Genomic DNA, 25469 nt, shown 5'->3' on the forward strand with positions numbered 1-25469 from the left:
AAGAGGCCCCTCTAACGCTGAGTAATCAGAGCGGGACAGCATCAGAGCAATCGGGGACGAAACGAAGATTGAGCGCATCGGGGGCGGCGAGGTTGCCCGGGGATGGTTTGCCTGATCAGGAAACTGGGGACGGGCGGTCGGCTCGGGGAAAGGGGCCCCTGGAGCCCTGCACGTCGTCCTTAATTTTGGCTTTTTGCGGGCTCTTTCGAGTGGCTGTTCGCCAGCACCAGGACCGCCACACCGGCCAGGACGAGGATGTCGCCCACGCTGAAGACGTTGGCGAAGGGGAGCCCACTGGGGATGGCGAAGATGTCACCGAGCCAGGGCAGGGTCGGGTTCTCCAGCATGCCGGAGTTCGAAAAACCCTTGTCAGCAGGCAGTCCTGCCGTTCGGACCGCCCATTCGGAGGCCGGTAGCGTGCCGTGGTTCAGGGCTATCGTCACTCCGTTCAGCGCCGCGCCGAGGGCGATCAGGGGTACGCCACGGACCGCGCGGTTCAGCCACAGGAATACCGCAGCCAGTGCGTAGGTCAGCAGGTGCACCGGAAATCCCAGCCAGGCGGGCACATCCGAGAGCACCGAGAAGAGCAGCACCTGGAGCAGCAGGGCGATCGGCAGCAGGACCCAGCCGCGTACGGGGATCTCGCCCAGCCGCTGGAAACTGCCGCCGGTCAAGGGAACAGCCAGCACCAGAAGGAGAGCCACGACGCCCACGATCATGCGGGCTTCTCCTCCCGAGCGTCACGACTCTCGCGGATCGGCAGCGGGGTGGGCGCTCCCAGCCGTTCCACCGTCCCCACGGTCACCGGGCGGGCCCCGGCCAGACCACCGACCACGTGCTCCCGGCGGTGCGACTCCCAGTCGGTGAGCCAGGCGTCGAACTCGGTGGCGGACAGCGGCGCCTGCACGGTGAATCCCTGGATCACATCACATCCGAGAACCTGTAGATGGCGCCAGCTCTCGATGTCCTCGACCCCTTCCGCAACTACCCGCAGGCCGAGGTTGTGGCCCAGGTCGATGGTCGACCGGACGATGATCTGGTCGTTGTCGTCGCTGGTCATGCCGGTGATGAAGCTGCGGTCGATCTTCAGCTCGTCGACCGAGAGGCGCTTGAGGTAGGCGAGGGACGAATAGCCGGTGCCGTAGTCGTCGATGGCGATGCGCACCCCGCCGGCCCGCAGCATGGCCAGCACGGCCACGGCCCGGTGCGGGTCGGTCATCACGGTGTTCTCGGTGACCTCGAGCGTGAGCAGGGCGGGAGGCACGCAGTAGCGCTTGAGCAGGGAGTCGACCTGCTCGGGCAGGCGCACGTCGGCCAGGTGCCGCACCGAGAGGTTGACGGCCACGCCCAGGTGCCGGCCCTGGTCCAGCCAGACCCGGGTGCGGCTGATGGCCTGCTCCAGCACGACCAGGGTGAGCTGGGTGATCAGCTCGGTGGTCTCGGCGATCGGGATGAACTGGTCGGCGCCCAGCAGGCCGCGGTGCGGGTGCTGCCAGCGCACCAGAGCCTCGGCGCCGACCACCCGGCCGGACCGTACGTCGCACTTCGGCTGGTAGTAGACGGTGAGCTGGTCGTCGGCCAGGGCGTCGTGCAGCTGCGTGAGCAGTAGCAGGCGCTCGGTGGTGTTCTCGTCCTTGCTCGGGTCGTAGACGGCCACCCCGCCCCCGTTGCCCTTGGCCAGGTACATCGCGATGTCGGCCTTGGCGAGCAGGTCGGCGCTGCTGCGGGCGTGCTGCGGGGCCAGGGCGATCCCGATGCTGGCCCGCACCTCCAGCCGGATGCCGGCCACGCTGACCGGGTCGTCGAGGGTGGCCGTGAGCTTCCCGGCCAGGTCACTGGCCTCGGTCAGGGGATCGGCGGAGGAGAGGCGGGTGAGCACGGCGAACTCGTCGCCGCCGAGCCGGGCCACCGTCACGTCGTCGGTCATGGCCGAGCGCAGTCGCCGGCCGATGTCGCAGATCAGGGCGTCGCCGGCTTCGTGGCCGAGGGTGTCGTTGATTTCCTTGAAGTGGTCGAGGTCGATGAACATGACGCCGAGCACGGGCTCACCGGCCGCCTTCTCGGCGAGCATCCGGTCGAGCTGGAGCAGGAAGAACGAACGGTTGGGCAGACCGGTGAGGGCATCGTGCTGGGCGCTGTGACGATGCTCCAGGGCCAGCTTGGAGATCTGGTGCACCGCGATGACGGGCATCAGCACCAGCGGCACGAGCCAGAGCGAGAAGTTGGTGACGGCCAGGCAGATCGGGGCCATCGCCACCATGGGGCCCCAGGTGGTGATGTTCTGGCGCACGTCGATCCACAGGCGGGCACCCTCGATCCGCCGGCTGGCCAGGGCGATCACCGTCACGACGAGGCCGTTGTTGACCAGGAAGTAGGCCCCGGAGGCGAGGATAGCCGGGCCCACGTCGTCGCGCTGGAAGTGCTCGGGCACGAAGAACGACTGATGGGCGACCAGGCTGAAGATCCAGCGGCCGGCCGCCACGGCCAGCACGTACTGCCCGAGGTTGAACACCGGCCGGGACCAGTGCCGCCCCTGTTTCAGGTCGTCGATGAGCAGCGGCACGCACTGGGCCAGGATCACCAGACCGAGCGGGGCCGCGAAGATCAGGGCCACGATGAACGTGGTGGAGAGCGTCATCAGGTAGGTGCGGCTGTCTTGCAGCACCACCTCGACCGAGGTCAGCTCGCCGATGATCACGCCGAGCAGCAGGAAGATGATCACCAGGCGGTCGACGCCGAACTGCCGGGGCTGCAACAGCAGCGCCGCCAGCGACCAGACGAGGATGGGTAGAGCCGCCACGATGACCCCGGCGACGAAGAGGCCGAGCGGTGTCACCCGTGGGTGCGCCACGCCGGATCCGGTGTCCGTCATACCGCCCCTGCTTCCCGTGGCGCCTCCCCGGTACTGACCCGACCGGGGAGGCGCGGACGTACGGATTCAGCTGACCGCGCTCAGCCCCACTTGTCTGAAGCGCCCACCAGCACTGCGAGGGTGACGACGGCCGTTACGACGCCCGCAGCCTTGACATATGCCGTTGCCTTGAACTCGTTCATATGGACCCTCCTCGTACGTGCCCGGAACTCGCCAGGTGACCATCCGCTCTGGCCCGCGGGTCGAAGTCGCGGGAGGTCGGCAGTGAGCGTTCCCGTCGGCTGTTCCAGCAACCTCGCCCGGGGGCGTGGCTACCTCGACACAGGGATTATGTCCACAATCGTCTACTTTGGGTACTCGCCGGTGCAAAAAGACAGCCGGATACCCGGCCGGGCCGGAAAAACTAGAACACCCGGCTGCGGCCCCGGGCGGCGGCGATCAGCCGGCAGGCCAGGTAGATCGCGAAGGAGATGGTGGTGACGTAGGGGCTGATCGGCACACTGCTGCCGAGGGCGAGCAGGATGCCCCCGATCATCGAGACGGTGGCGAACAGGATGCTCAGCACGGTCGCGCCGGCGGTGGTGGAGGCCAGACGCACGGCGGCGGCACCCGGGGTGACCACGATGCTCAGCACCAGCAGAGCACCGACGACCTGCACCGACATCGCCACGACGAGACCCAGCAGCACCATGAAGAGCAGCGAGAGCGGGCCCAGCGGGATGCCGCGGGCCTGCGCCACCTCGGGGTCGGTGCTGGCGAAGGAGAGCGGACGCCAGATCAGCAGCATCACCACGACCACGATCACCGAGATCACCGCCAGCCAGGACAGCGCGGGCGTGTCGATGGCCACGATCTGGCCGGTGAGCAGGCCGAACTTGTTAGCGGCACGGCCCTCGTAGAGCGCCAGGAAGAGCACGCCCAGACCCAGCCCGAACGGCATCAGCACGCCGATCCAGGAGTTGCGGTCGCGGGCCCGCACACCGAGCAGGCCGATCAGGATCGCGGCGCCGAGCGATCCGACCAGCGACCCGGCCACCACGTTCAGGCCGAGCAGCAGGAATCCCGAGGCCCCGGCGAACGACAGCTCGCTGATGCCGTGCACGGCGAAGGGCAGGTCGCGCATCACCACGAAGGTGCTGATGAGACCGCCGACGATGCCGAGGATCAGACCGGCCAGCAGCGAGTTGTGCACCAGGGGCAGCAGCTCGCTGTAGTCGGTGAAGTTGAAGACCTTGTCCCAGCTCACGATGGGCCTGCGCTTTCAGGGGCCTCGTCGTGGGGCTCGTCGTGGGGCTCGTCGTGGGGCTCGGAAGACGAATGGTGGACGGGGTGGTCGGGGATCCCGACCACCACCAGTTGCCCGCGCACCTTGAGGACGTCGACGGGCGAGCCGTACAGCCGGGTCAGGGTCTGCGAGGTCATCACCTCGTCCACCGGGCCGATCGTGAACCGGCCGCCGGCCAGGTAGAGCACCCGGTCGGCGTAGGGCAGCACCGGGTTGATCTCGTGGGTGACGAAGACGACGCCGGTGTCGTGGTCGCGCCGGCGGCGGTCCACCACGGCACACACCTCACGCTGGTGGTGCAGGTCGAGCGAGAGCAGCGGCTCGTCGCAGAGCAGCAGCCGCGGGTCGCAGGCCAGCGCCTGGGCGATCCGCAGCAACTGCTGCTGACCGCCGGAGAGCCGGGAGGCCGGGGCGTCGGCGAACCGGGTGGCCCCGACCTCGGCGAGGGCGGCGTCGATGCGTTCGCGCCGCTGCCGGCGGCTCAGTACGGGCAGACCCCACTGGTGCCCGTCGTACCCGTAACCGACCAGGTCACGGGCCCGTACCGGGGTCAGGGGATCAAAGCGGCGCTGCTGCGGCACGTAGCCGACCTCGCGCCGGGCGGCGGTCGGTGACTTGCCGAGCACGCTGATCGTGCCGGCCGACAGCGGCTGCATCCCGAGCAGGCAGCGCAGCAGGGTGGTCTTGCCGGAACCGTTCGCGCCGAGCACGGCGACGAACTCGCCGGGCCGGACGGTCAGGTCCAGGGCTTCCCAGAGTGGCTCGCCCGCGTCGAACCCGAGTGCGGCGCCGCTCAGGCGCACGAGCTGTGCGCCGTCCTCAATGTCACTCATCAAACCCTCATCATCCGAGCGCTGAGGTTACCGCCTCGACGTTCGCCGTCATCCAGCCCACGTAGTCCTCCCCCTCGGGCAGGGTCTCGGTCACGCCGACCGTCGGGACACCGTCGGTCTTGGCCTGGGCCAACAGCTTCTCGGTCTCCGCGCTGGTGGTCTGCTCGTTGTAGACGAACGCCTTGACCTCACCGCCGGAGAAGATCTTCAGGGTCTCGTCGAGCACCTTGATCGGGATGTCGTTGCCCTCCTCGACCGCCTCGCTGAAGGCCTCGGGAGTCTTGTTCACCAGGCCGATGTGCTCGAGCAGGTAGAGCGGCACCGGCTCGGTGATGGCCACGCCCTGCCCGTCGTACTTGGTCTTGGCGTCGTCCTCGAGCTTGATCACGGCGTCGAGCTGGGTGTTGAAGGCCTTGGCGTTGGCCGTGAACGTGGCGGCCTGGTCGGGCCGGGCCTGGCCCAGGTCGGCCGCGATCCGGTCAGCGACCTTCTGGACGCTCTCCAGGTCGTACCAGACGTGCTCGTTGAACTCGCCGTGCGCGTGCTCGTCCTGCGTGCCCGTGGTCTCCTCCGCGCTCTCCAGACCGGAGACCTCGACCGCGTTGATCACCGGGGCGTCGCTCTTGGCCGCCTCGATCAGCTGGTCCATGAAGTCGTCGTAGTGCCCGCCGTTCTCGATCACCAGGTCGGCCTTCGAGACGGCCAGCTGGGTACGGGTGTCGGCCTCGAACGAGTGCGGGTCCTGCGAGGCGCTGCTGATGATCGAGGTCACCTTCACCGCGTCCCCGCCGACCTGGGCCGCGATGTCGCCGTACACATTGGTCACCGCCACCACGTTGAGCGCGTCCTGCGACGAGGCGGTGCCCCCGCTGGACGACCCGCCACCACAGGCGGTCAGCCCGAGTACACACATGCCCGCCGTGCCCAGGGCGAGTGCCCGTCCGCGCTTGTGCCCAACGTTCCACGCCATCACGACGCCGTCCTTCCGAGAAAGCCTGCACCCACGTGCCGATGGAGCTACTTGAGAATGATCCTCAGTAGCGTTCTCACGCTACCACGCGCCCCGCATGCAACCTGAATGGGCGCACCTGCGTCTGAAGTGAGACGATCATGTGGGCGTCACAAGGTGATCAATCGCCACTAAACGGACTGGACGGACACACGAGGGTGGAGGGCGTCATGGGGCAGAAGGCAACGACCAGGTCCGAGGTGTCCGGAGAGTCCGCAACCGGCTCCGGCGAGCAGGAGCGGCCGCTCACGGCCAGCCCCGCCGGCGGCCTGGAGAAGGCCGAGGACGGCCCCCGGCCCCGCGGTCTGGTGGGGCGCCGCAAGGAGCAGACCGAGCCGCTCCCGACCTCGGACAACGGCGGTGACGGCGGCAGGCGCACCGGCGACACGATCGTCTACAAGACCGAGCCGCCGCGGAAGCGCTCCGGCTTCCTGACGGCCGCGCTGGTGGTGGCCGTGCTGATCGTGTCCGGCGCACTCGCGCTGAACCTGACCACGGGCGCGCTCGACCGGCTGAACCCGTTCAAGGGCCTGGTGACGAACCAGACCATCGACCGTTCCGGCCCGGCCGTGCTGCAGTCGATCCAGGACCTCGGCCAGTTCGAGGCCGCCAGCGGCTACTACGAGCTGGTCGTCGACGTGGAGAAAGACGTCAAGCCGGTGCCGTCGTTCCTGGCCGGGCAGCGCACGCTGTTCATCGCGGCCGGTTCGGTGGACGCCGGGGTGAACCTCAGCCAGCTCGGTGAGGGCGCGATCGTGATGAACGACGACCGCACCGAGGCCACGATCAACCTGCCCGCCCCCACCATGAGCGACCCCACCATCGACTACGACCGCAGCTACGTCTACAGCCGCGACCGGGGTGTGTTCGACCGGGTGAAGGGCGCGTTCACCGACGACTCGAAGGAGACGTCGGTGCTGTACGGGCTGGCCTCACAGCGCCTTTCGCAGGCCGCCGCGGAGACCGACGAGCTGCGGGAGCGGGCCGAGAAGAACACCCGGGCCACGCTTGAGGGCCTGCTGGAGCCGCTGGGCTTCACCAAGGTCACGGTGAACTTCGCCAAGTAACCGCCAGAAGAGCAACACCGGGGGACGATGCACACCAGCATCGTCCCCCGTTGTTCTGTCGGACCCACCGTCTATCGTGACGCCGGTGGCCATCGAACCTTCCAGACCCAACCGCCGCCTCACCACCCCGACCATCGGCCTGATCGCGCTGGCCGTCCTGCTCGTCCTCTTCGCCGTCATCCGCTCGCACGGGCCGAAGGACGAGGGGGAAGGCGTCCCGGCCGGGGTGAAACAGCTGGTCGGCTCCCTCAAGTTCGACGAGGGCACAGTTGTCGCCCCGGTGACCTGGGTGAAGGTGACAGGGAACAGCGTCTGGAGTGACGACCTGAAGCAACAGGTCCAAGACCGCGACAACCTGGACTACGTGGTGCAGACCCCGATCCGGACCGAGGACGGCGACACGAGTCACCTGGTCTGGCCGGTCCGGACGGCGCAGAGCGGAGAAGGTTCCGACATCTTCCAGTTCGAGATGGGTTCCCTGGATCTGAGCGGTCTCGGCGAGGTGCACACCATCAACCAGGAAGACCTCGACTCGCTCGACTGAGAACAAAACAGAACGGGGGACGACTCCCGTCGCCCCCCGCGTCCACTGTTGGTTACTGCTGCTTGATCTTCTGCTCGTAGCCGACCAGCTTCACGCAGGTGGTGAGCGCCAGCACCGCCGCCTCGAGGTCGGTCTGGGTGGGGAAGGTCGGGGCGACGCGGATGATCGAGTCCGTCGGGTCCTGGCCCAGCGGGTGGGTGGCACCGGCCGGGGTCAGCACGACGCCGATCTCGGCAGCGCGGGCCACGATGTCCGACGCCGTGCCCTCGGGCACCTCCAGGGTGATGAAGTAACCACCCTGGGGCTCGGTCCAGGTGGCCAGCCCGGTGCCGCCCAGCTGCTCGTTCAGGATGCGCAGGGTGGCCTCGAACTTGGGCCCGATCAGGGCGCGGTGCTTCTCCATGTGCGCCAGTACGCCCTCGGCGCTGCCCAGGAACGTGGCGTGACGCAGCTGGTTGACCTTGTCCGGCCCGATGGAACGCTTGCTCAGGCCGGCCAGCCACCACTTGATGTTGGCCTCGGACGCCCCGAAGAAGCCGACACCGGCCCCGGCGAAGGTGATCTTCGAGGTGGAGCCGAACACGAACACCCGGTCGGCGTTACCCGCGGCGGTGGCCAGGCCGAGCAGGTCGGCGATCTCGACCCGGTCGTCGGTGAGGTGGTGCACCGAGTACGCGTTGTCCCAGAAGATCCGGAAATCGGGCGCGGCGGTGGACATCTCGGCCAGCTGCCGGACCGTCTCGTCGGAGTACACGGTGCCGGTGGGGTTGCTGTACTTCGGGATGCACCAGATGCCCTTGATCGAGGCATCCTCCGCGACCAGACGCGTCACCACGTCCATGTCGGGGCCGGTCTCGGTCATCGGCACCGGGATCATCTCGATGCCGAAGCGCTCGCAGATCGAGAAGTGCCGGTCGTAGCCGGGAACCGGGGCGAGGAACTTGATCGGGCCCTGGTCGGCCCAGCGGGACTGCGCACCCGGCACCTGGCCGAGCAGGGCCTGCACGAACGCGTCGTGCATCAGCTCGAGGCTGGAGTTGCCCGCCGCGAGCAGCTGGCCCACCGGCACCTGGAGCAGGCCGGCGAAGATCTGGCGCAGCTCCAGCAGACCGTTCAGGCCACCGTAGTTTCGCGTGTCGGTGCCGTCGGCCGCCTTGTGCGTCTTCGAGCCGGGCAGCGTGAGCAGCTCGTCGGCGAGATCCAGCTGATCCGCCGCCGGCTTGCCCCGGGTGAGATCGAGCTTCAGGCCGCGACCGGCCAGTTCCGAATAGTCCTGCCGAGCGCTGTCGAGGAGCGCAGTGAGGTTCTGCGCGCCCAAGTCGGTGGTCATCGTCTCTCTCCCGGGAGCTGCTGAGTGGCATGTGCCGACGACGACTTTACAAGTGCCTGCTGTCGGTACCGCCATTCGATACTTCCGGGACGACCCCCACCGGTCGGTGATTTACGGCCACCGACCCGTGGTTTCGCAAGATTTCCGTCAGCCCGGCCAGACCGCGAGAGCAGCGCGGGTCTGGTCCCACGCGGTGGTGAACAAATTCTCGTCGTGTTGCGCCGCACCGGCGATCCGGCCGTGCAGCAGACCGAACGTGAATCCGTTCTCGCCCGCGCCGTGGGCGCGCACCCCGAGATCGCGCAGCCACTGCCTCTGCACCACGCCGTCCTGATGATTGCCCAGGGTCTCGGTGATGCCCTCCATACCCTTCGCGACCTGCTTGGCCGGCTTGCCGATCACCGGCCGGGCCGCCTCGGTGGCGTAGCGGGCGCGCTTGGCCTTGATCCGCACCTCGTGCAGGTGGAAGTCGTGCTCGGGACTCCCGACGGTCTCCCCGGCGAGCACGTCGACGTGCTCGCCCACCCGGGCGGCGGCCTTGCGCACCACCTTGCGCAGTTCGTCGGCCGCGGGGTTGCTGGCCCGCTCGCTGAACGGCGGGGCGACGACGAAGGCCTCGAGGCCGTCGATCAGGGCCAGGTAACGGTCGCCGTCGAGCTCCGCGACCGCGGACTTGTGGGCGGTCTTGTACTCGGCGCTCATCTCCAGCTGGATGCGCCGGGCCACCGGCCCCAGCACCAGCTCGGCGGGCAGCGCGGCCACGTCCGCGAGCAGCTTCTCGCGGATCACCTCGGCATCGCGCACCGGGCCGAGCACGTCGGAACCCAGCCACTTCAGCTCCTCGCGCAGCGCCGTGACCGCGTCCGGGGCGAAGAACGGCCGGAAGGTGGCCAGAGCGGTGCGCAGGCGGCGGGTGGCCACCCGCATCTGGTGCACCGCGTCGTCAGTGTTCAGGCGCACCCGCGGGTCCATGGCCACGAGCTGGGCGAACTGCTCGGTCAGGTAGTCCTGGGCCACGTCACCGGCGGCCACCGGAGCCACCACCACGGTCTCGCGGGGCCGCTCCACGCGCACCGTCCGCACCGCGGGGCCGCCCTTCTTCTTGCCGCTCTTCTTCGGCGGCAGCGGCTCGATGAGGAGATCGTCGACCGTCTCCACCACGTCGTCGAGGCCCTCGGCCGCGAGCTCGACCGCGGGCAGGCGCCCGGCCAGCGCACGGCTGATCTTGGAATGCACGTCGGAGGGCCGGGCACCCTGCGCCAGCAGGAGCTCCCGGGCCTCGGCGAGCAGCTCCAGGCCACCGTCGACGAGCTCCACCTCGATCTCGCGCCAGGAGACGACCATGGTCTCGTGCCCCAGCGAATGGGCCGAGACCAGGTCGTCGGCCACCTCCGCGAGCACGGTTCCGTCTTTTGCGAGGAGATTACGCACGGTGCGGGTGGTGGAGATCAGCGCCACCGGGGACACCTGGGCACCGCGCAGCTGCACCCGCACCAGGCCGAGCAGGGAGGCGGGAACCGTACGCACGCCCCGGCCCAGCGGCTTGTGGATCTCCAGGCGGCTGTCGGCGTCGGTCCCCTTGACCGGCTGCTTCAGCTTGAGGTGCCAGCCGGCGTCGTTACCCCCGGTGCGGCGGCGCAGCGTGGTGCCGCCGCGGATCAGCCGGAAGTCCTCGCTGTCCAGGTAGGTCGCCTCGAGATGGTGCTCATCGGCCGCGCCGACCGAGGCGACCCCGGGCAGGGCGCTCAGATCAGGCAGGGCGAACTCCGGATCGGCGTCCAGCTTGATCTCGATCTCGGTATGAGTTGCCGCTACCACGGGCGTTCCTTTCGTCGGACCGGTCGTACGGGACCACCGTGCTCTGTTCATCAACCGGACAAAGCCCGTTCAGATTCCGTTAACCGAAGAGAACGGCGGGAGAGCCCGGCACCAGTGGCCCGCGTAACCCATCGTGACCCCAGAGGAACAGATGCGCACGGCGTCCCCCATTCGTGCGGTCGGCGAATCCCTACACTGGCTCGATGCCGATGACCGCCCGCTTCCCCACCACCTGCGCCCAGTGTTCGGGCCGCGTCATGCCCGGCGAGGAGATCTCCAAGGCCGGCGGAAAATGGGTGCACTCCACCTGTGCGGTGGCGGCCAGCGAGAACGACTCACTGCTGCCCGGGGTGGGCGGCGGCACCATCGCCGCGAAGCAGGGCGCCGCGAAGACCGCCAAGGCCCGCAAACCAGACATGGCCGCGATCGACGGCGCCCTCGAGGTGTGGACCGACGGCGCCTGCTCCGGGAACCCCGGGCCGGGCGGCTGGGCCTGGGCCACGAAAGACGGCCGGCAGGGCAGCGGCGGGGAACCGAAGACCACCAACCAGCGCATGGAGGTCAGCGCCGCGCTCCGGGCGATCCAGGCGCTGGAGGGCCCGCTCGTCGTGGTCAGCGACTCCACCTACGTCGTGAACTGCTTCCGGGACGAGTGGTGGCGCGGCTGGCTGGCCCGCGGCTGGGTGAACAGCCAGAAGAAGCCCGTGGCCAACCGGGACCTCTGGGAACCCCTGATCGAGGCGTTCCGCGACCGGGGCGACATCTCGTTCCGCTGGGTCAAGGGGCACTCCGGCGACGAGATGAACGACCTGGTCGACCAGCTGGCCGTGGAGGCGGGCAAGACCCAGGTGTGACCGGGGTGTGACCGGTAGGCCAATCGACGGGGAGGCGCACCAGGTGTCAGGGATCTCGCTCGGCCTGCAGAGCCCGTACGGCTACAACGGCGACGACCTGACCAGCCCGGCCCAGGCCGCGCGGGCCGGGGCGCTGGTCGACCAGCAATGGGAGGACGAGCCCGACCTGCCGCTGGAGCTGCGTATCCACGGGGTCTCCGGCAGCACCGGCCCGGTGATCCTGGAACATCCGCACGTGCTTCAGGTGGGCGGCACCCGGCCGACGGCGTTCTACCGGCGCTGGAGCCCGGACGGGGTGGGCCGCCCGTCGGTGCCCTGGCCCCTGGAGGCCTACGTCTGGGGCGGTCTCACGGCCCGGGCCCTGGCCTCGGCGTCCTGGCTGCTGCTGTTGCCCTTCATGCTCTACAACGTCGCCTACTACATGCTCCCGGCCGGGCCGGCCAAGGGCCGCGGGCGACGTCTGCTCAGCGCCCACGCCCTGGCCCGGATCGTGGTCCGGCTGCTGGCCCTGGCCTCGACCGTGCAGTTCGTCGGCAGCCTGGTCACCCTCTTCCACTCCACCATCGCCTGGCAGAACGGTGTGGAACGGCTCGGCACCTCGTGGTGGTGGCTGCGCTGGTACACCGACGCCTCGACCGCGACCCGGATGTCGCTGGCCACCCTCGCGGTCGCCGCGGTGATCGGGGCCCTCTGGTACGCCGGATCATCCACCGCCAGCCACTACGAGGCGTTCAGCACCGGCCGCGGCAGCTACGCGCCCGGCGTGCAGGTGGACGGCGAGAACCGGCGCGACCGGCTGCCCTCGGGCCGGCTGACGCTGCGCGACCGGGGCTTCTGGCGGGGCGCCGCGGCCGCCGCCCGGCTGCGCAACACCCACATCGCCGCCGCCTTCGCCACCATCTCGCTGGCCCTGGCCGGATGCACCAGCGCGCTCGGCCCCTGGCAGAAGGCCCAGATCGCGGTCTCCGGCACCATCCTGCTCGCGGCCGTGGTGCTGGCCGGGTTCGTCGCCGACCGCGACACCGTGGGCGGCAACGACGACGTGGCCCGGTTCGCCACCGCGTTCAAGGCCCTGGCCTGGGTCTCGGCCCTGGTGCTGCTGGCCGGGGTGGTGGCCTCGCCGTGGGTGATCGAGGGCGCGCCCGACGATCCGCGGCACGCCGCACCCCACGGCCTGCTCGGCGCGATCACCGTGCTCACCACGGTGCAGTTCGGTCTGCTGGCCGCGCTCGCGGCGCTGGTCGCCTGGCTGCTGCTCCGCGCCGGGGAGGAGCAGCCGCACGGCTGGAAACCGTTCCTGCGGGGCTACGCCTCCCCGGTGACCGCCCTGCTCGGAGTGCTGCTGGGCGGGGTGCTCACCGCGGCGCTCAACGTCTCCGTGGCACGGATCTTCGGCGAGCCGAACGGCTTCTCGCTGCACAAGGTGGACGCCGACTGGGACAGCAGCATCATGCTGCCCGACTCGATGTTCGCCTACTCTGCCGGCGCGGTGTTCAACCTGATCACGATCCTGATCCTGCTCGGGCTGCTGTACCTGCGCTACCGGCGGCTGATCAAGCGTTTCACCACGGGCCGGGCGGGATCCGCGCCCCTCGACGGCGGACCGGACGCGGTGACCGACTGGTACCCGGCGGACGAGCGCGACGCTCCCCGGGCCGCCGTCACCAAGGTGGCGAAGCACTGGGCCGTCGCCGCGCTGACCGATGACGTGGCGGCCGTGCTGGGCACCCTCACCCTGAGCTGGGCGCTGCTGTTCTGGGTCTTCGAGGGCCTGGCCCTGCACACCACGCAGACGTTCTCCGGGGTGGCCGGGATCGTGCCGACGATCGGCGTGTTCATCGGCGGGCTGCTCGCGGCCTCCGGAGTCTGGGTGCTGCGGGTGCAGATCCGCTCACCCAATGCCCGCAAGACCGTCGGCATCATCTGGGACATCGGCACGTTCTGGCCCCGTGCCGTGCACCCGCTCGCCCCGCCCAGCTATGCCGAGCAGGCCGTGCCCGAACTGGTCGACCGGATCTGGGTGCTCACCGGCTCCCGCCGCTCAGGCCCTCACACCACGCCGGTGCCGGGCGAGATGTCGGGCGCGATCGAGGTGATTCCCCGGCACGTGCTGCTCACCGGTTACAGTCAGGGCACCGTGATCAGTGCGGCCGTGATCGCCCAGCTGCCCGAGGACGTGCTCGGCCGGGTCTCCCTGCTCACTCTCGCCGCACCGCTGAGAAGGCTGTACGGCCGCGCTTTCCCGGCCTATTTCGGCCACCCGGCGGCGGTCGCCCTGCGGGACCTGCTCAGTGGGCCGGAACCCGACCACTCCCGCAGCGACCCTCCCGAGCCCTCCGAGGTCGAGCCGGCGCCGCCCAGTGTGCGCGCCCCCGAGCCGCCGAAACCCCGCTGGCGCAACGTGGTGCGGCGCAGTGACTACATCGGGGGCTGGGTGTTCGGCCTGCCCCGGCCCCAGCAGCAGGTGCCCGGCACCCAGCAGGTCGACGTGATCAGCCTCGACCCGCCGTCGCTGGAGCCCGAGCACGGCACCACCCTGGCCCCGACGCACAACCACTCGGCCTTCTGGCAAGACCCGGTGGTGATCCTTTACGCCCGGGAACTCGGAAAGCGTTAAAGCTTTCCGTGACTTCCAGAATGAAACAAGCCAATACGTGACCACCATTGCCCGAAGGAACCTTTCAGGGAATTCATTCGCTTTCGGGCTTGATTCTTTGCGTTGCATCACGGCAATCTGATTCAGGGCCACCCGAAGGCCCGCTTCTCAGAACGTGATCAAGGCAGGGGATGCCCGCTCCCTCCCCGCCGCTGCGGCCGACCGTGGCCACTGACAAAAGGGGCGTGCGATGAACGGTGACCCGTTCCTTTCCGCCGAAGCTCTGGTATCGCATTCACCCGGCGGAAGAATCAACCGGATTCTCTGGTTCCACCGCACCGATCGCTGGTACTTCGGCGACTTCCTGAGGCACTCGGCCTGGCTCGCCTGGGCGCGGGAATCCTTTCCCGCGGCCGTCATCGACCTCGCCTCCCACGCGGCCTACCTGCCGCTGTTCGCGGACGACCGGTTCGGCCGCCACTTCGACTCCCGGCCGGGCGAGCCCGCCGGCCCCTACGACCTGGTCATCGAACCGGGATCGTTCGAGCCGGCACCCGCCCCCGGACTGCGCCTGGCCTCCTGGGACTCCGGCTGGGCCCTCCGGCACAACGGCCGGGTGCTGCTGGAGGGCCGCAAGGAAGAGCTCAACTACTTCCGCGCCGCCCATCCGGGCTCGGTGACCGGACACCGTTGTGTCGCACCGACCCGGATCCGGTTCTCGCCGGCCGAGCTCGCCCACGCGAACTCCCTGGTCGAACGGGCTTTCCCCGGCCAGGCACCGGTCGTGGTCTACAACCCCTCGGCCTCCAACGCCTTCACCCGGGAGACCGGCGCCCGCAAGGAGGTGGACAACTCCCTCACCGCGCACGAGCACGCCACCGTGCTCCGCCAGACCCTGAAGCTGATGCCCGACCACCGCTTCATCGTCGGTGCCTCGGTGAAAATCGGCGACCGGCAGAATGAATCACTGATCAACACACTGGCCCGGACGATCCGGAGCGACCGGGTGCGACCGATCACGAGCCTCGGGGGCGGCCTGACCCTGCGAGGCTTCGCCGGCCTGCTGGCGGCCTCCCGGGTGCACGGGATGCTGGGCACCGGAACCGGCACGAACACCCACCTGGCAGCACTTCTCGGCCTGCGGGCCCTGTCGGTCGAGCGCGGCCACGACGAGGACCTGCAGGCGAACTGGTCGGGACCGGGCTTTCAGATGGGTTCGTTCAGATGGCGAAACCCGGCACTGGACACAGAGATCCATACTGTAGACCGGTCTCGCGGCGACGAGGACGAACTGCTGGCGGTGGCCGGGGTCTTCGCCCTGGGCGAAATGCCGGCGGAACCGTTGCCGGTCTTCGACAAACAATGGGACTGCGACCCCGCCGCCGCGGTCCGGTCCGCCGCCGAACTCCTCGGGGCCATGCCCCCGCAGGCCGCTGCCCACTACGGCGATTTCACCGACGAGGCAGCCTATCTGGGGTCCAAGGCCAACGGCCTGAAAGCCGTCGTCGCGGCTCTCGAATCTCCCGATCCACCGATCGCGCGCATGCTCTTCGAAGACTCGAACCTCTTCAAGCTCGTCACCCGTCCCGGCAGGAGCATGTGATGACCGAAGATCTGTCACTCCGGGTACGACACGATGCCCGGACCGCTCTCGACCACCTGGGCCTGAAGCCGCTGGGCCCGCTCCGCAGCCTTCCGACACCGTGGGACCGGCCCCAGCGGCAGGTGCTGCACACCCCCGTCACCGGATCCCGGCGGGGCGAGGTCGCCGTCAAGGTCCTGCTCGATCCCGACCCCGCGGCCGCCGCGGCGTTCGCCCAGGAGCACGACCTGCCCCGGGTTCTCAGCCCGATCGCGGACTCGCTGGTGCGCAGCGGCGAGATCCCCCACAACCCGATCGTGCAGCTGCTGCACCGCGAACCGGTCCAGCTGTCCGGTTCGCTGGTGGCGGTGACCCGTTTCGCCCGGGCCGGGGGCCCTCTGGACGCCACCACCTGGGGTCGCACCCTCGGCATCCTGCACCGCATCGGGACCACCCCGTCCGCCCTTCGACGACTGAGCGGTGTGCCGGGAAAGACGCTGGCGGGGCTGCACGCGCAGACCCTCGTCGAGGCGTTCCAGCGGCCCGGGCACCCCTTCCACGACCGGTCCGACCTGGCCCTGCGTTTCGCCCACGTACTGCGGGAACGGGTCACCCGGGCCCTGGAGCTCGATCCGGAACCGCTCCTGGCGCACCGCGACTTCCACGCACTCAACTGCGTACCCGCCCGTACCGGGGCCGTGGTGCTGGACTGGCAGGAGGCCGGCTGGGGCAGCCGGTCGGACGACTTCGCCTGGCTGTATCTCACGGTGAGCCGTTTCGGCGGCCTGCCCCAGCTGCTCGACGAGGCGAAGACCGCGTACCGGCAGGCCAGTGGGGGCATCTGCCCCAGCGACGAGCAGATCCGGGCGGCCGGGCAGGTACGCGAGCTGCTCTGCCTCGGGTTCTCGCTGGCGAAGGCCGATCGCAGCCCCCGGCACCGGCGGGAGGCCCTCAACCAGCTACCGATCCTGCGCGATCCGCAGGCCCGCACCCGACGCTGGCGCATGCTGCACAACCCGGCGATCTTCAGCCCGGGGATCATCCCGTCCCGGCGCACGACGGCGGCCCGGTCGGCCTGACCTCGCGCCCAGCCCGTTCGTGATCATGCAATCCTTCCCCGGGGAAGTGGGGGGCACCTCGCGGCCGAAGGCTGGGGATTGCATGATCACGAACGAAGAAGATCTGGTCCGGTGAAGACACCGTAAAAGCCGTCGCCAGCTCATAGCCATGCCTGCATGTAGCTGCATACAGTGGAATGCAGGATCCGCCGCCACCGAGGAGACGTCACCGTGCAAGAGATCACCTGGCAGGACGAGGACATCCGCAAGGGCTTCGCGGCCATCGCGCAGGCGTCGCCCTTCGTCTACGGCCTGACCAACTACATCGCCGCCAACCTGAGCGCGAACGTGCTGCTCGCGGTGGGTGCGGGCCCGGCCATCGGTGCGGCGTCGGACTGGACGCGCACCTTCCCGGCCGGGGCCGGGGGCGTGTGGATCAACAGCGCGGGCCTGATGAGCAGCACCGAGGAGAGCTTCACCGAGGTCGCGCGCACCGCCCACACCGCCGGCACGCCGTGGGTGCTCGACCCGGTCGCGGTCGGCGCCGGGGCCACCGAGTACGACGCCTTCGTGAAGTCGCTGCTGGAGTTCAAGCCGGCGATCATCCGCGGCAACGCCAGTGAGCTGATCGCCCTGGGTGGCGGCGCCGCCCTGGGCAAGGGTGTGGAGACCACGGCCAGCTCGTCCGACGCCGTCGACGCCATCGCCGGGATCGCCCGCAACACCGGCGCCGTGGTGGCGGTCAGTGGCCCGGTCGACTACATCACCGACGGTACGACCACGGTCTCGGTCCCGGGTGGGGACGTCCGTCTCACCAAGGTGACGGGTGCGGGTTGCAGTCTGGGAGCCTTCTGCGCCGCTGCGGCCGCCGCCGGCAACTCCCCCTTCGTGGCCGCCCAGGTCGCCCACGCCGCCTACGCGGTCGCGGCCGAGCGCGCCGGAGCGCGCACCCAGGGCACCGGCGCGTTCGCCGTCGCGCTGGTGGACGAGCTGTCGCTGCTGACGGCCTGAGCCGCAAACCCCGCGACCGGAACCCAACCGCGTCCTCAAGCCCCGCCGCGTCCTCAAAGCACTGCCGCGTCCTCGAAGCACTGCCTGGAAAGGAAAGTCATGCACCTCGCCGCCTTCATGAACGCCGGCCCGCAGGGAACCGTGGGCTGGCGGCACCCGGAGGCCGGCGACGGCTTCCTGACCACCGCCCACTACGCGCACATCGCCCGGGTTCTCGAGGCCGCCTGCTTCGACATGGTGTTCATCCCGGACGCCATGGCCGTGCCGCGCAGCCTGGGCAACTCGTTCGAGCCGGCCGTGAAGTGGGGCTCCGGCACGCCGCGCCTCGACCCGATGCCGGTGATCACCACGATGGCCGCGGTGACGACGAATCTCGGTGTCGCGGCGACCATCTCGACGGGATACCAGGAGCCGTACAACGTGGCGCGCGGTCTGGCCACCCTCGATCATCTGACGCAGGGCCGGGCCGGCTGGAACGTGGTGACCAGTTTCCAGGACGCCGAGGCGCAGAACTTCGGCCAGGACAAGCTGCCCGACCGCGCCACCCGCTACCGCCGGGCCGAGGAGTTCCTCGAGGTCAGCACCCGGCTGTGGGACAGCTGGTCGGACGACGTGATGATCCGGGACAAGGCGACGGGCGTGTTCGGCCGGCCCGAGGAGGTCGAGGCGGTCGACCACGAGGGTGAGTTCTTCAAGGTGCAGGGGCCGCTCAGCGTGCCCCGGCCCCCGCAGGGCTACCCGGTCATCATCCAGGCCGGGGCCTCACCGGCCGGCCGGGACTTCGCCTCGCGCTGGGCCGACGTGATCTTCTGCTCGCACGAGTCGCTGGCCTCGGCGATCGATTTCTATGCCGACATCAAACAGCGGGCAGCCTCTTTCGGCCGCGACCCGTCACAGGTCAAGATTCTTCCGGCCGCCACGATCGTGGTCGGTACCGACGTCCGCGACGCGATGGCCAGGCACGAGGCGTTCGCCGACCTGGTGTCGGTCGAGGCCGGACTCTCCCGGCTGGCCTACCACGTGAATGTCGACCTGACGAAATATGACCTGGACGGCCCTCTTCCGTCGCTGGAAGTGGTCGGCGTGGAGGGTCATTACCGCGAGGTGGTCGAGTTCGCCGAACGGGAGAAGCTGACCGTGGCCGAGATCGGCCGGTGGTACGGCGCCCGCACCGAGGGCAACATGATCGGCTCGGCCCGCGACATCGCGGACACCATGGAGCAGTGGATGAGGGCCGGGGCCGCGGACGGATTCATGATCCAGGCCACGCACGTGCCGGGCGCTTTCGAGGACGTCGCCCGCGAGGTGGTGCCGGAGCTGCAACGGCGCGGCCTGTTCCGCACCTCCTACGAAGAGGGCACCCTGCGGGACCGGCTCGGCCTGAACCGGCCCGCGCGGGGCGAGTGGCGCAACCGCGCCGCGTCGGTGGTGAAGGCGTGAGCTCGCTGGTCGCGGTCTCCTGGCTGGCCGGGCACCTCGAGGAGGTGGTGCTGCTCGACGCCAGCATCCGGCGCACCGAGACCGGTTATGTCAGCGGGCTTCCCGAGTACGAGGCCGGCCACCTGCCGGGGGCGCGGTTCGCCGATGTCTTCGAGCAGTTCTCCGACCCGGAGGCGGGTTTCGCGTTCGGGGCACCCACGAAACAACAGCTTGAGGACGCGGCCCGCTCGGTCGGGATCACCGGTGACACCACGGTGGTGGTGTACGACCGGCTCTCCGGCGCCTGGGCCGCCCGGTTGTGGTGGGTGTTCCGGTCGTTCGGGATCGAGCGCGTCTTCGTCCTGGACGGTGGGCTCTCCGCCTGGACCGCGGCCGGTCTCGAGCTGGTCACCGGTCCGGACCAGGGACCGGGGCAACCCGGTGACGTGACCGCGGTGCCCCAGGAGGGTTTCTTCGTCGGGCTGTCCGAGGTGCAGGCGCTGTCCGAGAACCCCTCGGCCGACGACCCGGTCGTGTGCGCCCTGCGGGAATCCGAGTACGACAAGGGCTACATCCCGAACAGCTCGAGCCTGCCCTACCCGTCGCTGCTCGCGCCGGACGGCACCGTCGACCTGGACCGAGCCCGCCGGGCGGCGCAGGGGTACGACACCGCCGACCAGGTGGTGCTCTACTGCGGCGGCGCCATCAACGCCGCCGGGCTGGCCCTGGCGCTGACCGAAGGTGGTCTGCCGATCGGGCGGATCACGCTCTACGACGGTTCACTCAGTGAGTGGAAGTCCGATCCGGCCCGCCCTCTGACCACCAGCCAGTCGTGATCACCGGGGAAGCGGGTACGGGCGCTCAGCTCGCGGCCGGTTATGCCGCCGGTGACTTCACGCCCCTCGACGTCGCCACGGCTTCGATCCGGGCGGCTGAGGCCGACCAGCTCAACGCGATCGCCAGCATCGACGCCGACAAGGCCCTGATCGCAGCCGAGGCCAGCACGCGGCGCTACCAGGGCGGTACGCCGCTGGGCCCGCTGGACGGCGTGCCGATCACCTTCAAGGACTCCTTCCACATCACCGGGCTCCCCCGGTGGCACGGTACCGCCGTGAACCCGGGCACCTCGTCCACCATTGATGCGGCACCGGTGCGCCGCGCCCGCGAGGCCGGGATGATCGTGGTCGCGAAGACCACCATGCCCGACTTCGCCATGCTGATGGCCGGGCTGAGTTCCCGGCACGGTGTGATCCGCAATGCCTGGGACCGTGAGCTCAGCCCGGGTGGTTCATCCTCCGGCGCACCAGGTTCCGTAGTGACCGGGGTAGCCCCGATCGCCGTCGGCACCGACATGATCGGCTCGGTACGGCTGCCCGCCGCCCTGAGCGGCCTGGCCTCGATCAAGCCGACCCAGGGCCGCATCGCCTACGACCCGGCCGGCGATTACCGCAGCGCCGGACCGATGGCGAGAACCGTCGAAGACCTGGAGCGGGCCCTGACCGTGCTGGGGCAGCACGACCCGGTCGACCTGTTCGCGTTGCCCGGCCGGTTCGAGCCGACCCCGCCCCCGGAACACCTGAAGGGCCGGACGATCGGTGTGCTGCGCTCCGTCGGCTGGGGTACGGCCGTGGACGAGCCGACCGATCTGGCCGTGCGCACCCAGGCCGACGTGCTGGCCGATCTCGGTGCGGAGGTCACCGAGATCCCCGAACTCCCGGTCGCGGGCGATGATTACGAGACTGTCTACTGGTTCATGATCTATCACGGGCTGCCCGACTACCTGGGCGCCGAACCGGCCCGGCGGGCCGCGATCCACCCGGTGGTGGGCGCCATGCTCGAAGAGGCGTTCGGGCACTCGGCCGTCCGGGCCGCCGTGGACGCCCGCCGGATGGCCGCCGCCATCGAGCGGGTGCGCACCGTGTTCGCCCCGTTCGACCACGTGCTCTCCCCGGCCCTGCCGATCCGCTCGTTCCCCGCCGTCCAGGCGTCTCCCGATCCGCTCAATCCGGTGGGTCACATGGGTTTCGCTTGCTGGCCGAACCGATTGGGGACGCCGGCGGGCACCGTTCCCGTCGCCCCCGGCCCGGGTGGGCCACCGGTGAGCGTGCAGGTCACCGGCCGTCGCTTCGACGACGCCGGGGTGCTCGGCGTGCTCCGGCTGCTGGAGCGGGCCCGAAGGTCCGACGTCGGTTATCCACCAATTTCTCAGTAGATTGAGACCGACGAATCCCCCTGGAAGGGAGGCCGGGAATGGCCAGCGCCCGTGACACCATTTACACGACCCTGCGGTCCCGGCTGACCTCCGGCCACTACCCGGAAGACGCCTCGCTGATCCCGCAGGTGCTGAGCGAGGAGTTCCAGGTGTCGCGCACCCCCGTGCGCGAGGCCCTGGGCCTGCTCGAACGCGACGGCCTGCTGGTCTCCACGCAGCGCGGCTTCACGCTGCGCCGGCGCAGTGACGAGGAGATGCTGGAGATCTTCGAGGCGCGGGCGATCCTGGAGTCGTCGGCCGCCTACGCCGCTGCCCTGCGGCGCAGCCCGATCGACCTGGCCCGGCTCGACGACCTCCTGGCCCGCACCCGCACCGAGACCGAACCGGCCACGATCCGGCGCTGTTTCAACCTCTGGCACGAGGCGGTGCGGCAGGCCGCGCACAACCAGACCATCGGCGCCCTGCTGCACACACTCGACGCCCAGGCCAAGCTGAGCGCCCCGTGGAAGACCCCTCTGGCCGAGGGCACGTTCGACGCGAGCATTGCCGAGCACGAGCAGATGACCGAGGCGATCCGCGGCCAGAACGGCGAGCGGGCCCGCACGCTGATGCTCGAGCATCAGGCGCACGATCGGGACACCCGCATCCTGCAACTGGTTTCGGAAATGGCCCAGACCTCGCCGACGTCTTCAGCAAGCTGAGAGACGAGCTGAGAGACCTGACCGCGGGAGCGCCCCACCGGCACGGGCGGTCCGGCGTCCCTCCTTGCACACCCCCGCGATCAGGTCCGTGACCATAGTTTTCTCGAATTTCTCCGAGGTCAGCAGTAAAAACCGCCGAATCAGGTGTTTGCCTGAGTCTGAACGCCGATTTAGCCAGGCGTTTGATTGAGTTCTGGGCGGCTGAAGAAATTCGGGTTCGGTATATCGGCGCTCTGCGTAATTATTCGATCACGGAATGTCCGGGTCGGACGGGGGCATCTGATTGACCGGGTGCCCACTCGTCCCCCAAAGGTGCTGCACCGCGTATGCCCGCCAGGGCCGCCAGATCTCGGCCCGCTTGACGAGCGGCCCGGGCTTGTCCGGCAGACCGAGCCGCTGCGCGGCCTGCCGCACCCCGAGATCACCGGGAATGAAGGCGTCCGGATCGCCCAGGGCCCGCATGGCGATCGATTCAACGGTCCACGGACCGAATCCGGGAAGGGCGGACAACTGCTCGCGAGCGGTATTCCAGTCACCGCCGATGTCCAGGACCACCTCGCCGGAATTGAGGGCCTCGACCAGTCGCATCAGGGTCACCCGGCGGGCGCGGGGCAGAGCCAGACTCTCGGGGTCCAGCTCGGCCAGGGCCTGGCTGGTGGGGAAGAGATGGGTCAGGCCACCGGCCGGGTCGTCGATCGGCTCGCCGTGGGCCTGCACCAGCCGCGCCGCGTGGGTGCGCGCGGCGGCGGTCGAGACCTGCTGGCCGAGCACGGCCCGCACGGCGAACTGCTCGGGGTCGATGATGCGGGGCACCCGGCGGCCCGGTGTCTTCTCGACCAGCGGGGCCAGCACCTCGTCGCGGGCGAGCTGGTCGTCGATGGCCACCGGATCGGCGTCGAGGTCGAGCAACCAGCGGCACCGGCTGATCGCCGCGGTCAGGTCGCGGGGGTCGGTCAGCCGGAGCTGGCAGGCGATGTGGTCGGGCAGCGGCCTCAGGGCGGCGATCGCGTGGCCGTTCGGCAGGCGAAAGGCACAGCGGTAGGCGCCGTCCCGCCATTCCTCGACCCCGGGCACGGCGGTCGCGGCCAGGTGGCCGAACAGGTTGTCGGGGCAGAACGGGCGGCGGAAGGGAAGTTTCAGGGAGATGGCGCCGGGCTGGGTCGGAACGCGCGATCCGGCCTTGGCCCGCAGCTCGCCCGGGGTCAGGGCGAACACCTCGCGCACGGTCTCGTTGAACGAGCGCACGCTGCTGAACCCGGCGGCCAGGGCGATCTCGGTGAACGGCATCGGCGTGCTCTCGATCAGCAGCCGGGCCGACTGGGCGCGCTGCATGCGGGCCAGGGCCAGCGGCCCGGCGCCGACCTCGGCCATCAGGTGCCGCTCGACCTGCCGCACGCTGTAGCCGAGGCGGGAGGCCAGACCCGGCACCCCGTCCCGGTCGATCACCCCGTCGGTGATCAGGCGCATCGCGCGGGCGACCAGGTCGGCGCGCACGTTCCAGTCCGGGGAGCCGGGCGCGGCCTGGGGACGGCAGCGTTTACAGGCACGGAAACCGGCCCCCGCCGCGGCCGCCGCGCTCGGATAGAACCGCATGTTCTTCGGCTTGGGCGGCACCGCCGGGCAGCTCGGGCGGCAGTAGATCCTGGTGGTGAGCACGGCGGTGAAGAAGAATCCGTCGAAGCGCTCGTCGTGTGACTGCACGATGCGCACGCACCGTTCGGGGTCCTCGTGCAGCGCGGTCACCGGAACCGGCCGATGACCTCACCGAAGCCGGCGTACCCCCGCAGACTCGTCAGGGTGCCGGTGCTGATCAGCTCGCGGGTGGCCCCGGCCGCCGCGATGAGCACAGCACTACCGGCGTCCCAGGCGTTGGGCAGAATCACCGGGTCGGGAGTGCGGTGCAGATCGGCGAAGTTTCGGGCGGTGTTCTGGGACGTCATGTTTCGAGCATCGCACGTGGATCGGCGCTGATGGCCGGGTCGCGGGGTCGACGTCGTTTTCCTGCTGAACCACGGGTGGCCGGGAGCCACACGCGTCCTCTGTTGATGCTCTTTGCCTGTACCCCACCCACTGACGTGCTCGCATGACGGCTGGGGTGTTCGTCGTCGTGGTGGTACTGATGATCAGCGTGTTCTCCTTTCGCCGGCGCAGCCCCGACCTCGGCACCCCGGCCGAGCGCGCCACCTTCGACACCCTGCACACCGCCTCGCTGGCGGCCCCACCTCTGCGGGACGGGCTCACACCCGAGAGCGCCCAGCTGGCGATCCGTCATTTGCGGACGCTTCTGGGCACCCCGGCGGTCGCCCTCGCCGATGGCTCCCGGTTGCTGGCGTGGGACGGCGAGGGGGTGCACCACCGCGAACACGCGCAACGACATGCGGCCGGGGTGATCGCGAGCGGCCGCACCAGCGTGCTCGACGCCGCCCAGATCGACGGGGACCAGCCCTGCCGGGTGCTCGACTGCCCGCTGCGCAGTGCCGTGGTGGCCCCGCTGATCAGCGGGGAGACCGTGGTCGGGGCCCTGATCGCCTACGGCGGCGCGGCCAGCGCGGCCCTGGTGCGGGCGACCGGTGAGGTGGCGATCTGGGTGTCCACCCAGATCGAGCTGGCCGAGCTCGACCGTTCGCGCACCCGGGCGATCGAGGCCGAGGTGCGGGCGCTGCGGGCCCAGATCAGCCCGCACTTCGTCTACAACTCCCTGGCCGCGATCGCCTCGTTCGTGCGCACCGACCCGGAACGGGCCCGGGAACTGCTGCTGGAGTTCGCCGACTTCACCCGCTACGCCTTCCGGACCGGCGGCGAGTTCACCACGCTGGCCGACGAGCTGCGCAACATCGAGCGCTACCTGGTGCTGGAGCAGGCCCGGTTCGGCGAACGGCTGCGCGTGCGGCTGCGGGTGGCGCCGGAGGTGCTGCCGGTCGCCGTGCCCTACCTGTCGGTGCAGCCGCTGGTCGAGAACGCCGTGCGGCACGGTCTGCAGGCCAAGGAGGGCGGCGGCCTGATCACCCTGGGGGCCGCCGACTCCGGCGCCGACGCGCTGATCTGGGTGGAGGACGACGGGGTGGGCGCCGATCCGGTGCTGATCGGGCGGATCCTGGCCGGGCAGAGCGGGGAGTCGGTCGGGCTGGGAAATGTCGATGCCCGGCTGCGCCAGGTGTTCGGCGACCGGTGCGGTCTGGTGGTGGAGACGGCACCGGGGGCGGGCACAAAGGTGAGTTTCCGGGTACCGAAATACGCTCCGGGAGTTCACGCGGGGCCGCCCGGCCCATAGGCTCATC

21 protein-coding genes are annotated in these 25469 nt (G+C 69.8%); 12 read left to right on the top strand and 9 right to left on the bottom strand.

Annotated elements, in window-relative coordinates:
• Positions 1 to 179 precede the first annotated feature (179 nt).
• From LR393_RS25595 to LR393_RS25615, 5 genes are all read right to left on the bottom strand, one after another.
• On the bottom strand, positions 180 to 719 hold the full coding sequence (locus tag LR393_RS25595) for a DUF5317 domain-containing protein (protein ID WP_231487263.1): 540 nt from the start codon (positions 717 to 719) through the stop codon (positions 180 to 182).
• Complete coding sequence (locus LR393_RS25600; protein ID WP_231487264.1) at positions 716 to 2872, bottom strand: putative bifunctional diguanylate cyclase/phosphodiesterase; 2157 nt, start codon at positions 2870 to 2872, stop codon at positions 716 to 718. The genes LR393_RS25595 and LR393_RS25600 overlap by 4 nt, the downstream gene beginning before the upstream one ends.
• A gap of 403 nt (positions 2873 to 3275) precedes the next feature.
• Positions 3276 to 4121 (bottom strand): metal ABC transporter permease, encoded by an 846-nt coding sequence (locus tag LR393_RS25605; RefSeq protein WP_345718709.1) that lies wholly within the window; start codon positions 4119 to 4121, stop codon positions 3276 to 3278.
• The gene (locus LR393_RS25610; RefSeq protein ID WP_231487266.1) at positions 4115 to 4990 is read right to left on the bottom strand and encodes a metal ABC transporter ATP-binding protein; all 876 of its coding nucleotides are present in this window, start codon (positions 4988 to 4990) and stop codon (positions 4115 to 4117) included. Before LR393_RS25610 ends, LR393_RS25605 begins: the two co-directional genes overlap by 7 nt.
• A gap of 10 nt (positions 4991 to 5000) precedes the next feature.
• Complete coding sequence (locus LR393_RS25615; protein WP_231487267.1) at positions 5001 to 5960, bottom strand: metal ABC transporter solute-binding protein, Zn/Mn family; 960 nt, start codon at positions 5958 to 5960, stop codon at positions 5001 to 5003.
• A 209-nt stretch (positions 5961 to 6169) separates the two neighbouring features.
• Between LR393_RS25615 and LR393_RS25620 the strand changes: the two genes are divergently transcribed.
• Both LR393_RS25620 and LR393_RS25625 read left to right on the top strand, forming a co-directional pair.
• Positions 6170 to 7066, top strand: a complete 897-nt coding sequence (locus LR393_RS25620; protein WP_231487268.1) for a DUF4230 domain-containing protein — start codon at positions 6170 to 6172, stop codon at positions 7064 to 7066.
• Between the two features lie 85 nt (positions 7067 to 7151).
• Positions 7152 to 7610 carry a hypothetical protein gene (locus LR393_RS25625; protein ID WP_231487269.1) on the top strand — a complete coding sequence of 153 codons (459 nt, stop codon included), beginning with the start codon at positions 7152 to 7154 and terminating at the stop codon, positions 7608 to 7610.
• 52 nt (positions 7611 to 7662) lie between these two features.
• Here LR393_RS25625 and LR393_RS25630 read toward each other — a convergent pair whose 3' ends face one another.
• A complete protein-coding gene (locus LR393_RS25630; RefSeq protein ID WP_231487270.1) occupies positions 7663 to 8940 on the bottom strand; it encodes an aminotransferase class I/II-fold pyridoxal phosphate-dependent enzyme in 1278 nt (425 codons plus the stop codon).
• Between the two features lie 147 nt (positions 8941 to 9087).
• Entirely contained in the window at positions 9088 to 10758 is a 1671-nt protein-coding gene (locus LR393_RS25635) for a CYTH and CHAD domain-containing protein (RefSeq protein WP_231487271.1), read from the bottom strand.
• 203 nt (positions 10759 to 10961) lie between these two features.
• Here LR393_RS25635 and LR393_RS25640 point away from each other — a divergent pair, with 203 nt between their 5' ends.
• The 9 genes from LR393_RS25640 to LR393_RS25680 all read left to right on the top strand — a co-directional run bounded on the left by LR393_RS25640 (position 10962) and on the right by LR393_RS25680 (position 22191).
• Positions 10962 to 11612, top strand: a complete 651-nt coding sequence (locus tag LR393_RS25640; RefSeq protein ID WP_231487272.1) for a ribonuclease H family protein — start codon at positions 10962 to 10964, stop codon at positions 11610 to 11612.
• A gap of 7 nt (positions 11613 to 11619) precedes the next feature.
• Complete coding sequence (locus LR393_RS25645; protein WP_231487273.1) at positions 11620 to 14229, top strand: hypothetical protein; 2610 nt, start codon at positions 11620 to 11622, stop codon at positions 14227 to 14229.
• Positions 14230 to 14458: 229 nt separating this feature from the next.
• A complete protein-coding gene (locus LR393_RS25650) occupies positions 14459 to 15811 on the top strand; it encodes a glycosyltransferase family 9 protein (protein WP_231487274.1) in 1353 nt (450 codons plus the stop codon).
• On the top strand, positions 15811 to 16869 hold the full coding sequence (locus tag LR393_RS25655; protein ID WP_231487275.1) for a phosphotransferase family protein: 1059 nt from the start codon (positions 15811 to 15813) through the stop codon (positions 16867 to 16869). Before LR393_RS25650 ends, LR393_RS25655 begins: the two co-directional genes overlap by 1 nt.
• A 210-nt stretch (positions 16870 to 17079) precedes the next feature.
• Complete coding sequence (locus tag LR393_RS25660) at positions 17080 to 17859, top strand: hydroxyethylthiazole kinase (RefSeq protein ID WP_231487276.1); 780 nt, start codon at positions 17080 to 17082, stop codon at positions 17857 to 17859.
• A gap of 99 nt (positions 17860 to 17958) precedes the next feature.
• A complete protein-coding gene (locus LR393_RS25665; protein ID WP_231487277.1) occupies positions 17959 to 19299 on the top strand; it encodes an LLM class flavin-dependent oxidoreductase in 1341 nt (446 codons plus the stop codon).
• Positions 19296 to 20114, top strand: a complete 819-nt coding sequence (locus tag LR393_RS25670) for a sulfurtransferase (RefSeq protein ID WP_231487278.1) — start codon at positions 19296 to 19298, stop codon at positions 20112 to 20114. The genes LR393_RS25665 and LR393_RS25670 overlap by 4 nt, the downstream gene beginning before the upstream one ends.
• Positions 20111 to 21490, top strand: coding sequence for an amidase family protein (locus LR393_RS25675; RefSeq protein WP_231487279.1), 1380 nt, complete (start codon positions 20111 to 20113; stop codon positions 21488 to 21490). The genes LR393_RS25670 and LR393_RS25675 overlap by 4 nt, the downstream gene beginning before the upstream one ends.
• A gap of 38 nt (positions 21491 to 21528) precedes the next feature.
• Positions 21529 to 22191 carry a GntR family transcriptional regulator gene (locus LR393_RS25680; protein ID WP_231487280.1) on the top strand — a complete coding sequence of 221 codons (663 nt, stop codon included), beginning with the start codon at positions 21529 to 21531 and terminating at the stop codon, positions 22189 to 22191.
• A 249-nt stretch (positions 22192 to 22440) separates the two neighbouring features.
• Here LR393_RS25680 and LR393_RS25685 read toward each other — a convergent pair whose 3' ends face one another.
• Positions 22441 to 23925, bottom strand: a complete 1485-nt coding sequence (locus tag LR393_RS25685; protein ID WP_231487357.1) for a DNA-3-methyladenine glycosylase 2 family protein — start codon at positions 23923 to 23925, stop codon at positions 22441 to 22443.
• A gap of 5 nt (positions 23926 to 23930) precedes the next feature.
• Positions 23931 to 24131, bottom strand: coding sequence for an isocitrate lyase/phosphoenolpyruvate mutase family protein (locus LR393_RS25690; protein ID WP_231487281.1), 201 nt, complete (start codon positions 24129 to 24131; stop codon positions 23931 to 23933).
• Positions 24132 to 24274: 143 nt separating this feature from the next.
• Here LR393_RS25690 and LR393_RS25695 point away from each other — a divergent pair, with 143 nt between their 5' ends.
• Positions 24275 to 25462, top strand: coding sequence for a sensor histidine kinase (locus tag LR393_RS25695; protein ID WP_231487282.1), 1188 nt, complete (start codon positions 24275 to 24277; stop codon positions 25460 to 25462).
• Positions 25463 to 25469: the final 7 nt, after the last annotated feature.

It is taken from the genome of Kineosporia mesophila, assembly GCF_021129235.1.
Taxonomy (GTDB): Bacteria; Actinomycetota; Actinomycetes; order Actinomycetales; family Kineosporiaceae; genus Kineosporia; species Kineosporia mesophila.